The sequence below is a fragment of the Streptomyces sp. RKAG337 genome, from assembly GCF_023701715.1.
In the GTDB taxonomy this organism is placed as follows: Bacteria; Actinomycetota; Actinomycetes; order Streptomycetales; family Streptomycetaceae; genus Actinacidiphila.
Window position 1 is genome coordinate 2,616,094 of sequence record NZ_JAJOZA010000001.1, and the last position, 14,735, is coordinate 2,630,828.

At 69.8% G+C, this 14,735-nt stretch carries 15 protein-coding genes; 9 read left to right on the top strand and 6 right to left on the bottom strand.

Translation table 11 applies throughout. From position 1 onward, the window contains the following. Positions 1-102 precede the first annotated feature (102 nt). The gene (locus LNW73_RS11265) at positions 103-1,287 is read left to right on the top strand and encodes a DUF6777 domain-containing protein (RefSeq protein ID WP_250989819.1); all 1,185 of its coding nucleotides are present in this window, start codon (positions 103-105) and stop codon (positions 1,285-1,287) included. 21 nt (positions 1,288-1,308) lie between these two features. Here the strand turns inward: LNW73_RS11265 and LNW73_RS11270 are convergent, their stop codons facing one another. Further along, positions 1,309-1,524, bottom strand: coding sequence for a hypothetical protein (locus LNW73_RS11270; RefSeq protein ID WP_250989820.1), 216 nt, complete (start codon positions 1,522-1,524; stop codon positions 1,309-1,311). Between the two features lie 851 nt (positions 1,525-2,375). Between LNW73_RS11270 and LNW73_RS11275 the strand changes: the two genes are divergently transcribed. Next, positions 2,376-3,791 carry an AAA family ATPase gene (locus LNW73_RS11275; RefSeq protein ID WP_250989821.1) on the top strand — a complete coding sequence of 472 codons (1,416 nt, stop codon included), beginning with the start codon at positions 2,376-2,378 and terminating at the stop codon, positions 3,789-3,791. After that, a complete protein-coding gene (locus tag LNW73_RS11280; protein WP_250989822.1) occupies positions 3,788-4,420 on the top strand; it encodes a DUF4276 family protein in 633 nt (210 codons plus the stop codon). Before LNW73_RS11275 ends, LNW73_RS11280 begins: the two co-directional genes overlap by 4 nt. A 313-nt stretch (positions 4,421-4,733) precedes the next feature. Here LNW73_RS11280 and ychF read toward each other — a convergent pair whose 3' ends face one another. Then, positions 4,734-5,822 (bottom strand): redox-regulated ATPase YchF, encoded by a 1,089-nt coding sequence (gene ychF, locus LNW73_RS11285; protein WP_250989823.1) that lies wholly within the window; start codon positions 5,820-5,822, stop codon positions 4,734-4,736. Positions 5,823-5,996: 174 nt separating this feature from the next. On the opposite strand from ychF, the gene LNW73_RS11290 reads away from it, so the two are divergent. Continuing rightward, on the top strand, positions 5,997-6,644 hold the full coding sequence (locus LNW73_RS11290) for a DUF6542 domain-containing protein (protein ID WP_250989824.1): 648 nt from the start codon (positions 5,997-5,999) through the stop codon (positions 6,642-6,644). Here the strand turns inward: LNW73_RS11290 and ppgK are convergent. Together ppgK and LNW73_RS11300 are read right to left on the bottom strand one after the other, a co-directional pair. Beyond that, positions 6,565-7,302, bottom strand: coding sequence for a polyphosphate--glucose phosphotransferase (ppgK, locus tag LNW73_RS11295; RefSeq protein WP_250977510.1), 738 nt, complete (start codon positions 7,300-7,302; stop codon positions 6,565-6,567). The two genes, LNW73_RS11290 and ppgK, sit on opposite strands and share 80 nt — an antisense overlap. A gap of 58 nt (positions 7,303-7,360) precedes the next feature. After that, positions 7,361-8,356 carry a 4-hydroxy-3-methylbut-2-enyl diphosphate reductase gene (locus LNW73_RS11300; protein ID WP_250977509.1) on the bottom strand — a complete coding sequence of 332 codons (996 nt, stop codon included), beginning with the start codon at positions 8,354-8,356 and terminating at the stop codon, positions 7,361-7,363. 112 nt (positions 8,357-8,468) lie between these two features. Here LNW73_RS11300 and LNW73_RS11305 point away from each other — a divergent pair, with 112 nt between their 5' ends. From LNW73_RS11305 to LNW73_RS11320, 4 genes are all read left to right on the top strand, one after another. Next, positions 8,469-9,851 carry an APC family permease gene (locus tag LNW73_RS11305; protein WP_250989825.1) on the top strand — a complete coding sequence of 461 codons (1,383 nt, stop codon included), beginning with the start codon at positions 8,469-8,471 and terminating at the stop codon, positions 9,849-9,851. An 80-nt stretch (positions 9,852-9,931) separates the two neighbouring features. Continuing rightward, positions 9,932-11,158, top strand: a complete 1,227-nt coding sequence (xseA, locus tag LNW73_RS11310) for an exodeoxyribonuclease VII large subunit (RefSeq protein ID WP_250989826.1) — start codon at positions 9,932-9,934, stop codon at positions 11,156-11,158. A 9-nt stretch (positions 11,159-11,167) separates the two neighbouring features. Beyond that, a complete protein-coding gene (locus LNW73_RS11315; protein WP_250989827.1) occupies positions 11,168-11,389 on the top strand; it encodes an exodeoxyribonuclease VII small subunit in 222 nt (73 codons plus the stop codon). A gap of 164 nt (positions 11,390-11,553) precedes the next feature. After that, the gene (locus LNW73_RS11320) at positions 11,554-12,150 is read left to right on the top strand and encodes a malonic semialdehyde reductase (RefSeq protein ID WP_250989828.1); all 597 of its coding nucleotides are present in this window, start codon (positions 11,554-11,556) and stop codon (positions 12,148-12,150) included. On the opposite strand, the gene LNW73_RS11325 is transcribed toward LNW73_RS11320, so the two are convergent. Beyond that, entirely contained in the window at positions 12,123-12,812 is a 690-nt protein-coding gene (locus LNW73_RS11325) for a DUF4245 domain-containing protein (protein ID WP_308407657.1), read from the bottom strand. The two genes, LNW73_RS11320 and LNW73_RS11325, sit on opposite strands and share 28 nt — an antisense overlap. 212 nt (positions 12,813-13,024) lie before the next feature. Between LNW73_RS11325 and glpX the strand changes: the two genes are divergently transcribed. Beyond that, complete coding sequence (glpX, locus tag LNW73_RS11330) at positions 13,025-14,056, top strand: class II fructose-bisphosphatase (protein ID WP_250977503.1); 1,032 nt, start codon at positions 13,025-13,027, stop codon at positions 14,054-14,056. 157 nt (positions 14,057-14,213) lie between these two features. Here the strand turns inward: glpX and LNW73_RS11335 are convergent, their stop codons facing one another. Beyond that, positions 14,214-14,564, bottom strand: a complete 351-nt coding sequence (locus tag LNW73_RS11335) for a WhiB family transcriptional regulator (RefSeq protein WP_138358599.1) — start codon at positions 14,562-14,564, stop codon at positions 14,214-14,216. Positions 14,565-14,735: the final 171 nt, after the last annotated feature.

Genomic DNA, 14,735 nt, shown 5'->3' on the forward strand with positions numbered 1-14,735 from the left:
TGCGGGCGACAGTGCACCGGATCACACAATGGACCCAAAACTGATGATTACCGGGCAAATTTCTCACTGCGGCGGACGATCCGCGCGCCGGAAGAGGGACTCGTGACATCTGCACCGCCCCCCGACAGCCACCCGACCGGCCCGCCGTCCGGCCCGCTCGCCGCGCCGCGCCCGTCGGACCCGACGCAGGCCATGCCCCGGCAGCAGCCCGCCCCCTCGGGGCAGGGCGGCTCGCCGGGCGGCCCCGAGGACGGAAGCGGCGGCCGGGGCGGCGGAGGCGGCGGGGACGGGAGCGGGGGGCCGGGTGACCACCGGCCCTGGTGGCGGTCCGCGCCCAAGGTCGCCCTCATCGCCGTCGTCCTGGTCGCGGCCGTGGCCCTGGTCGTCTTCCTCACCCGTCCGGACAAGAAGTCCGACACCAGCGGTTCCGACAGCACGGGCACGACCCTGTCGCTCCAGCCGGCAGCGGCCGCGGGCACCGACCCCTTCACCCAGTCCACGGCGAAGGACTCCTCAGAGCCCGCCACCGCGAGCCCGATGCCCAGCCTGCTCTCCAGCGGAACGGACGGCGCCGGCACCGCGGAGGGCTCGACGCCCGGTCTGTACGGCGGCACGCTCAAGGTGTCGAGCTGTGACGTCGAGCGGCAGATCGACCTCCTGACGGGCGACGCGGCGAAGGCCAAGGCCTTCGCCGGCGTCGAAGGCATCGAACCGTCCGAAATCCCCGCCTATCTGCGCTCCCTGACGCCCGTACAGCTGCGCACGGACACCAGCGTCACCAATCACGGCTTCAAGGACGGCAAGGCCACCGCCTTCCAGTCGGTGCTGCAGGCCGGCACCGCCGTCCTGGTCGGTGACCACGGAGAGCCTCGCGTGCGCTGCGCCTGCGGCAACCCGCTCCAGTCGCCTGCGGCGTCCTCGCAGTCCGCGAAGACGACCGGACAGGCCTGGCCGTCCTACGACCCGGCCAAGGTGGTGACCGTGCAGGACGCGAAGAAGGACGTGGACGTCTTCGTCCTCTACGACGCGCAGTCGAACCAGTGGTTCAAGCGCCCGAGGGGCGACACGGGCGCCACGGACACCGTGACGGAGCGCCCGGGCAGCATCCCCTCCACGCCTCCGACCTCCACGCATTCGTCGACCCCGTCGCCGCACTCCTCGACGACGACCCACTCCCCGTCCCCGACCCCGACACACTCCACCTCGACATCACCGACCCCGACCCCCACCCCGACCACCACCACACCCACCACCCCGCCCCCGACCCCCGCGCCCCTCACGTCCTGACGGCGCCCTGGCGGCGTGTGGTCATTCGACCCGTTCGGTGGTCGCGACGGCCCGCCGCGGGGCCTGCCGGGCGCCGTCCAACTCCTCCACACGAAGGTCGAGTTGGACGAGCCGGGCACGGAGTCCGTCCAGCACCCCCGGGCACGCACGCAGCCCCTGCTGCCTGCTGCCTGCTGCCTGCTGCCTGCTGCCTGCTGCCTGCTGCACCATGCTCGGTTGCAGCCTCGCTACGGTCACGTCCAGGCTCGTCTTCAATCCGGTCGAGTCCGCCCATGGCCTCCTGGTCGAACGTCAGGACCGGGGGCGGCATGAGCACACGCGTCCCAGGCGAGGACGAGCCACCTGAGCGCCTGCGTTTCGCCCCCTACCTGCACGCACTGGAACAGGTTCAAGAGGAAAATGACTCCGCCCTGGTCGCTGCGGGCCCAACAGACCTCTACCCGATGATGGCGACGTCCGCCATCGTCCGACAACTCGACAGACAGGCAACCGACCTGCCCGAAAGCGCGGAATTCTCGGCTTGGGCACAGTCCATGGCCGCGGTGGTTGACCCACACCCCTTCCTGTTGAAGCGGCTCCAGGAGTGGTCGCTATTCAGGACCGTCGCCCTGACTCAGCCGTGGGTACCCGATGCACTGACCGACTCATCGGACTGGCTGCAACGCAAGATCGTCGAGAACCTGGACAGCTCCGCCGCTCTCGCTGTCCTTGCCGAGACCGGCCACACCAGAAGGGTCTGCAACACCGCTAACGCCAGCCCACCAGCAGACGCAGCTGATGACACGCTTGTCGCTGAGACCGGGGGTCAGGCTCGTCCTGAAGCTGGAGGTAGGCGAGCCGAAGTCAGTTCCTACGTCCTCTGCAGGACGATCTTGGCTCTCGGTCTCAGCGACTCATCAGGACCTCCCGGGAGCGTTTCGCCGTAGATCGCCGCGACGACAGCGCGGCGAGTCACGCACTGGCTCGCCGGGAAAACGAAGCGGAGTGGGCTATAGCCGAGCATGGGGCCACCTGATGTATAGGCGAGATGGCGATCTTCCTCGCCAGTAGGCTTGGCGGGATCCGCCCAGCGAGCTTCCGGAGACCACATGCTGACCCGCATTGAAGTCCACGGGTTCAAGAACCTCCTGGACCTGTCCGTCGACTTCGGCCCTTTCACCTGCATTGCAGGGGAAAACGGCACCGGCAAGTCGAACGTGTTCGACGCCATTCAGTTTCTCTCCTTGCTCGCCGACCAGTCGATGATGGAGGCGGCCCAAGAGGTTCGGGGCGTGCACGGTGAGCGTCAGGGTGACCCCCGCGACCTTTTCTGGAAGGGCTTCGAACCTGGCCATCACCGGATGCGGTTCGCCGCCGAGATGATCGTCCCGCTCCACACGCAGGACGATTTCGGCCGGGCGGCCAAGGCCACGACGACCTTTCTGCGATACGAACTGGAGGTCGGTTACCAGGAGCCGTCCGGCCTGGACCGCTTCGGCCGTCTCACCCTCCTCCATGAGACGCTGAGCCACATCACCAAGGGCACAGCCCCCCGGCACCTTCTCTTCCCCCACAGCGCGAAGCACTTCCGCAACAGCGTCATCCAGGGCCACCGCAGTGGCGCCCCCTTCATCTCGACGACAACCGAATCCGGCGAGTCGATCGTGAAGATCCATCAGGACGGTGGCAGCCGGGGGCAGCCCAAACCGGCCGCTGCATCGCGGGCGCCCGCAACCGTCGTCTCCACCATCACGAGCAGCGACGACCCAACCATCCTCGCGGCTCGCCGTGAGATGCAGTCCTGGCGACGGCTCGCCCTTGAGCCGTCCGCTCTGCGCAGGTCCGACCGCTATGCCGACCCGCAGGTGATGGGCGCCGACGGCTCCCACCTACCCGCGACGCTCTTCCGCGTAGCCCACGACACTCCCGGGACAGACCCCAGCCAGGTGTACGCCAGGGTCGCGGGGCGTCTCTCCGACCTGACTGGTGTCCATATCCGCGATCTGGACGTCGATCAGGACGAGGTCAGACAGCTCCTCACGGTCAACGTGCACGAGGTGGCCGGCATGACGCTGCCCGCCCGCAGTCTCTCCGAAGGCACCCTGCGCTTCCTGGCCCTGTGTGTCCTGCTCGAAGACTCGTCTGTGCGTGGTCTGATCTGTATGGAGGAGCCCGAGAACGGCATCCACCCCGCGAACCTCAACGCTATGGTCGCCCTTGTCCAGGACCTTGCAGTCGACCCATCAGAGGAGCCTGGAACGGACAATCCATTCCGGCAGGTGTTGATCAACACGCACTCACCCGGGGTCGTACAACTCATCGCGCCTGAAGACCTTTTGTTTGCCGATACCGCGATGCATAAGGCCGAGAACGGCTCCCTGAACCGGGCGCTGCGGCTACGCCCGCTCGCCGAGACCTGGCGGGCCGCGAATGCGGACGGCGCCTTCGTGACGAAGGCCGACATCCTGCCGTACCTCACCACACCCGTCGGAGCGCAGCTCACGTTGGGCTGGGGAGCCGCGTGACCACTCGTGTTCTGTTCATCGGCGAGGGCAGCAGCGACAACGGCCTCGTACCGCACGTCGAGTCCATTGGTGTGCGCAAGGGGCTGGCCATCTCGGTCACCGTCCCCGACTTCGGTCTCCTTCGGCTGCCGACCGGTCACTCGGTTCCGGAAAAGCTGCGGGCAGCCCGCGAATTGCACGGGGACTACGATCTAGTGGTGGTGCAACGGGATGCAGACCGAGGTGCTGCCCAGGACCGCAGAGACGAGATCGAGAAGGCAGTTTGCGCTGAGTGGCCCGGCCTCCTGCACGTCGCTGTGGTGCCCGTCCGCATGCTGGAGGCTTGGCTGCTTCTTGACGAAGCATGTCTGCGCCAGGTCGCCGAGAACCCGTGTGGCCGCGTCAGCCTTGATCTCCCCAAGGGCATCGCGGCGGAAAGGGTCGCCGACCCCAAACAGCTCCTCAAGGACTCGCTCGCACGAGCAAGCGAATGCAAGGGGCGCCGCCTCGCCCAGTTCCAGAAGCGTTTCTCGCAGCACCGGTTGCGGATGCTCGAACTCCTGGATCCGGAGGGGCCAGTGGCTGGCCTTCCCTCATGGCAGGATTTCGTCAGGGACCTCGACCTCGCGTTCGAGCGCCTCCGTGGGTGACCCGTCCCAGCAGATGGTCCGCCGACCGGTCGGCAGGGACCGCCCCGCCACACACCAACTCGGCGAATGTGTCCTGGCCCCGGTCGTGCAGGGGGCTGGCCGCTGACGCAATCCGGCCCCGCCCTCGGCTGGACGGCCTCACAAAAGCGTGGCAGTCGCGCGGATCCGCAGAAGAGACAATGAGGGGTGGCGGGGCGCCAAAGAATCCAGCACCAGTCAAGCAGGGTGAAGGCCCAAGGGCCCACCCTCGGAGGAGTGGGCCCCTTCTAGCCTGACTCTTTGTCAGGTCAAGACCATCGCGCCATGGAACCCACTACACGTTGAAGCGGAACTCCACCACGTCGCCGTCCTGCATCACGTAGTCCTTGCCCTCCATGCGGGCCTTGCCCTTGGCGCGGGCTTCCGGGATGGAGCCGCAGGCGACGAGGTCGTCGAAGGAGACGATCTCGGCCTTGATGAAGCCGCGCTGGAAGTCGGTGTGGATCACGCCGGCCGCCTCGGGGGCCGTGGCGCCCTTCTTGATGGTCCAGGCGCGGGTTTCCTTGGGGCCGGCGGTGAGGTAGGTCTGCAGGCCGAGGGTGTCGAAGCCGACGCGGCCGAGGACGGCCATGCCGGGCTCCTCCTGGCCCATGGACTGGAGGAGCTCGAGGGCCTCCTCGTCGTCGAGCTCGATCAGCTCGGCCTCGATCTTGGCGTTCAGGAAGATCGCCTCGGCGGGGGCGACGAGTGCGCGCTGCTCGTTCTTGAAGTCCTCGTCGGTCAGCTCGTCCTCGTCCACGTTGAAGACGTAGAGGAACGGCTTGACGGTGAGCAGGTGCAGTTCGTGCAGGAGCCGGCCCCGCTCGGTGCCGGCGTGGATGCCGGCGGAGTAGAGGGTGCGGCCCTCTTCGAGGATCTTCTGGGCGTCCAGGACCGCGGCCAGGACGGCGGCCTTCTCCTTCTGGAGGCGGGCCTCCTTGGTGAGGCGCGGGACGGCCTTCTCGACGGACTGCATGTCCGCGAGGATCAGCTCGGTGTTGATCGTCTCGATGTCGTCCTTGGGCGAGACCTTGCCGTCGACGTGTACGACGTTCTCGTCCTTGAAGGCCCGGATGACCTGGCAGATCGCATCCGACTCGCGGATGTTCGCCAGGAACTTGTTGCCCAGGCCCTCACCCTCGCTCGCGCCGCGCACGATGCCCGCGATGTCGACGAAGTCGACCGTGGCGGGGAGCAGCTTCTGCGAGCCGAAGATCTTGGCGAGCTGGGCGAGGCGCGGGTCGGGGACGCCGACGACGCCCACGTTCGGCTCGATGGTGGCGAACGGGTAGTTGGCCGCCAGCACGTCGTTCTTGGTCAGGGCGTTGAAAAGGGTCGACTTGCCGACATTCGGCAGACCGACGATTCCGATCGTGAGCGACACGTGGCGACTTCCCGTAACGAGAGGAGCGAGGAGAGTGGAGTGGTCCAGGGACCGATCCACCAGTCTACGGGGCGAGCGCGGGCCCGACCCGTCGCCGTCGAACAGAAGGCCAAGGAGCGGGCAAAGGCGTGTCCTGCCAGGGCATACCCGGGGTCGTCCGCCTACTTTGAGTGGGTGGAGCAACACAGTGCGCGCACCGGCACCAGGAACAGCACCAGGAACGGCACCAAAAACGACACCGGGAACGGCAGCAGAGACGCCCAGGGCAGGCCCCGGCTGCCCAGGCCGGCCCGCCCCACGGGCACGGTCGGGGGTTCGGTGGTCTACCGGTCGGCCCGGCGCGGGCCGCTGGCCTCGCTCGCACCCACGATCACGGCGCTCGCCCGGGTGGTGCGGCTGCCGCAGGCCCAGCCGAAGCTCACCGGGCTGGGGACGGGGCTGCTGACCGTCGTCGTCACGGTGACCGGCGGCGCGCTGGACGCCCTGCTCTTCGACGGGCCCGGGGTCTTCTTCGGGCTGGTGTTCGTCGCGGTGTGCGTCACGGCGGGGCTGTACGTCCGGCCGTACGACCTGGTGGCGGCGCCGATCGCCGCCCCCATCGCGTTCGCCACCGCCATCGCGCTCACCGGTGACGACAACGGGGGCGGCTTCGTCGGCCATCTGCTGGGCATGTTCACCGGTCTGGCCCTGCTGACCGGCTGGCTCTACACCGGCACCCTGCTGGCCGCCGGCATCGTCGGCGTCAGAGCTTTGCAGCGTTCATGGCGGCTCCGACGATCCCCGCGTTGTTCTGCAGACCAGCAGGGACGATCTCGGCGCTGATCCCCTCGATCAGCGGCAGGAACTTCTCCGCCTTGCGGCTCACCCCGCCGCCGATCACGAACAGCTCGGGCGAGAACAGCATCTCCACATGGGCGAGGTACTTCGTCAGCCGGTGCGCCCAGTGCTCCCAGCTGAGGTCGTCGTCCTCGCGGGCCTTGACCGACGCGCGCTTCTCCGCGTCATGGCCGTGCAGCTCCAGATGGCCCAGCTCGGTGTTGGGCAGCAGGTGCCCGTCGACGAAGACCGCGCTGCCGATGCCAGTGCCCAGCGTCAGCAGGATCACCGTCCCGCCGCGGCCCCGGCCGGCGCCGAAGGTCATCTCGGCCATGCCGGCCGCGTCCGCGTCGTTCAGGACGGCCACGGGCATGCCCAGCCGCTCCGAGATCAGGGCGCGGGCGTCCTTGCCGATCCAGTCGGAGTCGACGTTGGCCGCGGTCCGGGTCACCCCGTCCACCACGACCCCGGGGAAGGTCACGCCGACCGGCCCCGACCAGCCGAAATGCTCCACGACCTGCTGGACGCCGTCGAGCACGGCGTCCGGTGTGGCCGGGTGCGGAGTCGACACCTTGCAGCGCACTTCCGCCAGATCGCCGCGCTCCAGATCGACCGGAGCGCCCTTGATGCCTGTGCCACCGATGTCCACGCCGAACACGTTCATGACCTCCACGCTAAGCGTGAACCGTCCGGCTCACCCCTCGGCACGTGAGCCGTTCGGCTCACCCCTGGGCAGATGCCCCGGGGGCGGTCTCCGCACGCAGGTCACGCCGCAATTCCTTCGGCAGCGAGAAAACGATGCTCTCCTCCGCCGACCGGAGGATCTCCACATCGCCGAAGCCGCGCTCGGCCAGCCAGTCCAGCACGCCCTCGACGAGGATCTCCGGGACGGAGGCGCCCGAGGTGACGCCGACCGTGGTCACGCCCTCCAGCCACGCCTCGTCGCACTCGTCGGCGAAGTCCACCAGGTACGAGGCCCGGGAACCCGCCTGCAGGGCGACCTCGACCAGCCGAACGGAGTTCGACGAGTTCTTGGAGCCGACGACGATGACCAGCTCCGCCTCCGCGCCGATCTGCTTCACCGCGACCTGGCGGTTCTGCGTGGCGTAGCAGATGTCGTCGCTCGGGGGGCTGATCAGGTTGGGGAAGCGCTCCTTGAGGGCGTCGACGGTCTCCATCGTCTCGTCGACGGAGAGCGTGGTCTGGGAGAGCCAGACGACCTTGCTCTCGTCGCGGACCTCGACGTTCGCCACGTCGGCGGGGCCGTCGACGAGCGTCATGCGCTCCGGGGCCTCACCCATGGTGCCGACGACCTCTTCATGGCCCTCATGGCCGATCAGCAGGATGTCGTAGTCCTCGTTCGCGAACCGGACGGCTTCCTTGTGCACCTTGGTGACCAGCGGGCACGTCGCGTCGATCGAGGCCAGGCTGCGCTGCGCGGCCTCCTCGTGGACGACGGGGGCGACACCGTGCGCCGAGAAGATCACGATGGCGTTCTCGGGCACCTCCTCCGTCTCGTCGACGAAGATCGCGCCCTTCTTCTGCAGGGTCTGGACCACGTATTTGTTGTGCACGATCTCTTTGCGCACATAGATCGGCGCTCCGTACTGCTCCAGTGCCTTCTCGACGGTGATCACGGCGCGGTCCACGCCTGCGCAGTATCCGCGGGGGGCTGCGAGCAGGACGCGTCGGGCAGTCGTAGCAGTCATGTCAGCCATGGTACGGGGCGGCCGACCGGTCCGAGGAAGGCCGCCCGGCGGCACCGGGGGACGTGTCCGCCCGGCTCCGCTCCGTTCGTGGGCGCGGCACGATTCGCGCAAGCTGAGGGGCATGAGCGCACCGATCCCCGCTCCCCCGGACGGCAGGGCGCAGGCCGACGACGGCACCCTGCGGCGCAGCCTCGGCTTCCGTGACCTCGTCGTTTACGGGATGCTCTTCATCGCCCCGATGGCGCCCGTCGGCGTGTTCGGCGCGCTCGACGCCAAGTCGCACGGGGCGGTCGCGCTGGTCTATGTGTTCGCCACGGTCGCGATGGCGTTCACCGCGTTCAGCTACGCGCAGATGGTGCGGGTCGTCCCGCAGGCCGGCTCGGTCTTCGCGTACGCGCGGGCCGGGCTCGGTGAGGGGCCCGGCTTCATCGCCGGCTGGATGGCGATGCTCGACTATCTGCTGATCCCCGCGGTGGCCTATCTGTTCTCCGGGATCGCCATGCACGCGCTGGTGCCGTCGGTGTCGCAGTGGGTGTGGACGACGATCGCGGTCGTGGTGACGACCGGGCTCAATCTGTGGGGGGTGCGGGCCGCGGCGACGGTCGGTTTCCTCGTGCTCGCCCTGGAGATCGTGGTGCTGCTGATCTTCGTGGTGTCGGCGGTCGTGGTGCTCGGCACGGACGGGGCGCAGCGCGGCTGGGCCTCGCCCTTCTCCGGCCAGGGCGCGTTCTCCCTGGGTGCGGTGCTGGGCGCGGTGTCCGTCGCGGTGCTGTCGTATCTGGGCTTCGACGCCATCGCCTCGTTCGCCGAGGAGGCGGCGGGCGGCTCGGCGAAGGTCGCGCGGGCCGTGCTGTTCTGCCTCGTCATGGCGGGTGTGCTGTTCCTCGTGCAGACGTATCTGGCGGCGCTGCTCGCCCCGATGTCCGCGGCCGAGCTGGCCGCGAAGCCGGCCGGGCAGGGGTCCGCGTTCTACGACACCGTGGACGCGGCCGTCGGCGGCTGGCTGCACGACCTCGTCGCCGTCAGCAAGGCCATCGGCGCGGCCTTCGCGGCGCTCGCCGGGCAGGCGGCCGCTGGCCGGCTGCTCTTCGCGATGGCCCGCGACCGGCGGCTGCCGGGACCGCTGTCCAAGGTCGACGCGGGCAGCGGGGTGCCCCGGCGGGCGCTGCTGTTCGCGGCGGTCGTCACCCTGGTCGCCGCGGTCTGGGCGGCCCGCCGCGACGACGGCCTGGACCGGCTCGTCTCGGTCGTCGACATCGGCGCGCTCACCGCCTTCGCGCTGCTGCACCTGTCGGTCGTCGGCTGGTTCGCCGTCCGCCGCCGGGAGGGGCCGCCCAGCGTGCTGCGCCACATCGTCGTCCCGCTGGTCGGCCTCGCGATCACCGTCGCCGTGATCGTCGAGGCCGCGGGCTCCGCCCAGGTCGTCGGGGCCGTCTGGCTGGCCGCCGGCCTGATCGTGCTGGCCGTCCAGCTCTCCCGGCGGCGGACCGGGCCGGAGCGATAGCCGTCGCCACCTTCGTGTCGCCGTACACACCGCGGCCGGAAGGAAATCCCGCTGTCGGCGGCGGCCGATACGCTCGGCACATGGCTCTGAGTACGTCGGCGGATACGCCGATCCCCGTCGGCGAAGTGTCACGGCTGATCGGCGGGTGGGTGGACCGGCTCGGCGCCGTCTGGGTGGAGGGGCAGATCACCCAGCTGTCGCGGCGGCCGGGCGCGGGCGTGGTGTTCCTGACGCTGCGCGACCCGTCGCACGACATCTCGATCTCCGTGACGTGCTTCCGCGCGGTGTTCGACCAGATCGCCGACGTGGTCGGCGAGGGCGCCCGCGTCGTGCTGTTCGCCAAACCCGAGTGGTACGGCCCGCGCGGGCAGCTGTCGCTGCGGGCGACGGAGATCCGGCCGGTCGGCGTCGGGGAGCTGCTGGCCCGGCTGGAGCAGCTGAAGAAGGCGCTGGCGGCGGAGGGTCTGTTCGCGCTGGACCGCAAGCGCCCGCTGCCCTTCCTTCCGCAGTGCATCGGGCTGGTGACCGGCCGCGCCTCGGCGGCGGAGCGCGATGTGCTGGAGAACGCGCGGCTGCGCTGGCCCGCCGTCCGCTTCGAGGTGCGCAATGTGCCGGTGCAGGGCGCGCAGGCGGTGCCCCGGGTGGTGGAGGCGGTGCGCGAGCTGGACGCGCATGCCGAGGTCGACGTGATCATCGTGGCGCGCGGCGGCGGCAGCGTGGAGGACCTGCTGCCGTTCTCCGACGAGCAGCTGGTGCGGGCGGTGGCCGCGTGTGTCACCCCGGTCGTGTCGGCGATCGGGCACGAGCCGGACTCGCCGCTGCTGGACCTGGTGGCGGACCTGCGGGCGTCGACCCCGACGGACGCGGCGAAGCGGGTGGTCCCGGACGTGGGCGAGGAGCTGACCCGGGTGGAGCATCTGGGGCTGCGGGCGCTGCGCGTCGTGACCGGCCTGCTGGACCGTGAGCAGCGCGGTCTGGACGCGGCACTCAGCCGGCCGTCCATGGCCCGGCCGCACACGATGGTCGAGCACCGCGAGGAGCAGGTCGACGCGCTGCTGGACCGCAGCCGCCGGACGCTGCGGCATCTGCTGGACCGGGCCGACGGCGAGCTGGAGCACACCCGGGCGCGGGTGGTGGCCCTCTCCCCCGCCGCGACCCTGCAGCGCGGCTACGCGGTGCTGCAGCGCGAGGACGGTTCCGTGGTGCGCGGCCCCGACGAGGTGGCGGCGGACGAGGAGTTGCGCGCCCGGGTCTCCGGCGGTGCGTTCCTGGTGAAGGTCACCGGCACTGTCGTACCTCCGGCCTAGGCTGTGACCATGGCAGAACAGGACACGCTGGGATACGAGCAGGCGCGGGACGAGCTCGTCGATGTCGTACGGCGGTTGGAGGCCGGCGGCTCGACGCTGGAGGAGTCGCTGACGCTCTGGGAGCGCGGCGAGGAGCTCGCGCGGGTGTGCCGCCGCTGGCTGGAGGGCGCGCGGGCCCGGCTGGACGCGGCGCTCGCCGAGGGGCCGGACGAGGAGTCCGCCGCCGAGTGACGTGGCGGGGCGGTCACTTGACGGGTCGAGCGCCGCTCGATCCGGCGTGGATGTGACGAGCGTCACCTCGAACCCAGGAATCGTTGAACTTTCACACAGGTTGATGAGAGTGTTCGCGACGTGCCCGATCGGCGCAATATGCCACGATTCCGTAAGAGGTTCCCATGTCTCTCGTACTCGACGCCTCCGCCCAGGACCTGCTCTTCCGTGAGGCCCGCACGGCCAACACCTTCACCGAAGAGCCGGTGACCGACGAGCAGATCCAGGCGATCTACGACCTGGTCAAGTACGCGCCGACCGCGTTCAACCAGCAGCCGCTGCGCATCGTCCTGGTCCGTTCCGCCGAGGGCCGCGAGCGCCTCGTGAAGCACATGGCCGAGGGCAACCAGCCGAAGACCTCCGGCGCCCCGCTGGTCGCGATCCTCGCCGCGGACAACGAGTTCCACGAGGAGCTGCCGACCCAGTTCCCGCACTTCCCGCAGGCGAAGGACCTCTTCTTCTCCGAGCGTTCCGTGCGCGAGCAGGCCGCCACCCTCAACGGTTCGCTGCAGGCCGGCTACTTCATCCTGGGCATCCGCGCCGCCGGCCTGGCCGCCGGCCCGATGACCGGCTTCGACGCCGCGGGCATCGACAAGGAGTTCTTCCCCGAGGGTGACCACTCGGTCCTCGCCGTGGTGAACATCGGCAAGCCCGGCACCGACTCCTGGTTCCCGACCCGCAGCCCCCGTCTGGCCTACGACGAGGTCGTCACGACCGTCTGATCCCGCCGCACACTCCCGAACGCCGGGCGCCCGTCACGGGCCGCCCGGCGTTCGCGCGTCAAGAACCATTCGTGCGTCAAGAACCATTCGCGCGTCAGGAACCATTCGTGCGTCAAGACCCCTGCGCCGTGTGCGTCAGGACGCCTTGAGCGCGGCCGCCAGCTCGGCGAGCTGCTCGTCGGGGCGGTGCCGGTGATCATCGTGGTGACGCCCTTCTCCACCCGCACCAGCGCGTTGTACTTCGGGCCCTTGTACCGGTCCCACGCCACCCCGGCGACGGTGACCGTACGGTTCCCGTCCCGCACCGCGCGCTTGCTCTTGTCCGCGATGAACTTCGCCGCCGGGCCGTTGCCCTGCTCCACGGCCGCGTACTCGTTCTGCGGGTCGACGAAGCCGAGGTGCCATTCGACGGCCTTGGCGTCCTGGGCGTCGTACGTGACCGTCGTCGGGCGCCAGTCCTTGCCGAGCCCTTCGGGCGCGGCCACCGGGAAGGGCGCGTCGCGCCGCGCCTGGCTCAGCTCGGTCTGGAAGCCGATCGGCTTGACCGGGTCCGCGTTGGTGTCGTGCGGGATGAAGATGTAGATGAACGCGACGACGACGCCGAGCACCACCATCGACAGGACCAGGTCCCGCACCGTCTGATTGCCACGCTTGTTTGCCACGCACCTATGGTCCCCCATGCCGGGCGGCGTCCGGGCCCGGGGGTCGGCCGCCGGGGCACCGGGGCGCGCCGCGCGGCCCCGGCCCGGGACACGCCGCCCAGGCCACTGGGGGCGCCGCTCATGTGACGTGCGCCCTGCTCATATTCGCGATGACCCGATAAGGTCACAGCACCCTCTTTTCCGGCCGTCCTCGTACAGAAAGGTGCGCTGTGATGACCGAACAGCATTTGCCGCCCCAGCTCGAAGTGAGTCCCGAGGCCCCTGATCGCAACCTTGCCCTGGAACTCGTCCGGGTGACCGAGGCGGCCGCCATGGCCGCCGGTCGCTGGGTCGGCCGTGGTGACAAGAACGGCGCGGACGGCGCCGCGGTGAAGGCGATGCGGACGCTCGTCTCCACCGTCTCGATGAACGGCGTCGTCGTCATCGGTGAGGGCGAGAAGGACGACGCCCCCATGCTCTACAACGGCGAGCGGATCGGCGACGGCACCGGTGCGGAGTGCGACGTCGCCGTGGACCCCGTCGACGGGACGACCCTGACCGCCAAGGGCATGTCCAACGCGGTGGCCGTGCTCGCCGTCGCCGACCGGGGCACGATGTTCGACCCGTCGGCCGTCTTCTACATGGACAAGCTGGTCACCGGCCCCGAGGCCGCCGACTACGTCGACATCATGGCGCCCGCGGCGGTGAACATCCGCCGGGTCGCCAAGGCGAAGCACAGCGCGCCCGAGGACGTCACCGTCATGATCCTCGACCGGCCGCGCCACGACGGGCTGGTCAAGGAGATCCGGGAGACCGGCGCACGGATCAAGTTCATCGCGGACGGCGATGTCGCGGGCGCCATCATGGCCGTACGCGACGGCACCGGCGTGGACATGCTGATGGGCATCGGCGGCACGCCGGAAGGCATCATCGCCGCCTGTGCGATCAAGTGCCTCGGCGGCACGATCCAGGGCCGGCTGTGGCCGAAGGACGACGCCGAGCGGCAGCGGGCACTCGACGCGGGCCACGACCTGGACCGGGTGCTGCACACCAACGACCTGGTCAGCGGGGACAACGTGTTCTTCGTCGCGACCGGCATCACGGACGGCGAGCTGCTCCAGGGCGTCCGCTACCGCGCCGAGACCGCCACCACCGAGTCGCTGGTGGTGCGCTCCAAGTCCGGCACGATCCGGCAGATCTCCTCGACGCACCGGCTGTCGAAGCTGCGCGCGTACAGCGCGATCGACTTCGACCGCGCGCGCTGAGACCGGCGCACCCGCTTGAGCGCGCGGCCGGCACCCGGCACGCGCCGAAGCACCCGCTGAATCGCCGCTGAGCGCCCTGGGCAGGCGCGAGGGCGGCGGAGAAAACGTACGGGCCGGGCCCGCCGACTGACGCGGCGGACCCGGCCCGTTCGTCTGTTCAGCCTGCGGCGGCGATCCGGTCCGTCCGCGGCAGTTCCGCCTCGCGGCGGCGCCTGCGGGCGAGGACGACCCGGCGTTCGGCGGCGGTCAGACCACCCCACACGCCGTACGGTTCGGGCTGCCGCAGCGCGTGTTCCCGGCATTCCAGCATCACCGGGCAGCGGGCGCACACCCGCTTCGCATTCTCCTCACGGGACAGCCGCGCCGCTGTCGGCTCTTTGGACGGGGCGAAGAACAATCCCGCCTCATCACTGCGGCACGCCGCCTCCGAGTGCCATGGGCCTGCCAGATCCCGTGGGTGACTCGGCGGGAGGGCAGTGTCCTTGACGGGCTCGATCGGTTGAAGCACGGGATACTCCTGACGACGGCTCGGCGTTTGTCACCCTTGCCCGTCACCGCGGGTGAGCTCCACGCGTGCTGTTCCAGGGGGTCGCAACGGGGAGGAACCAGGCGAGTGACGTGGTCGAAGCCCTACCCGCTGTGCGCGTGTTCATGCGGACCGTGTTCGCCACCAGGGCCC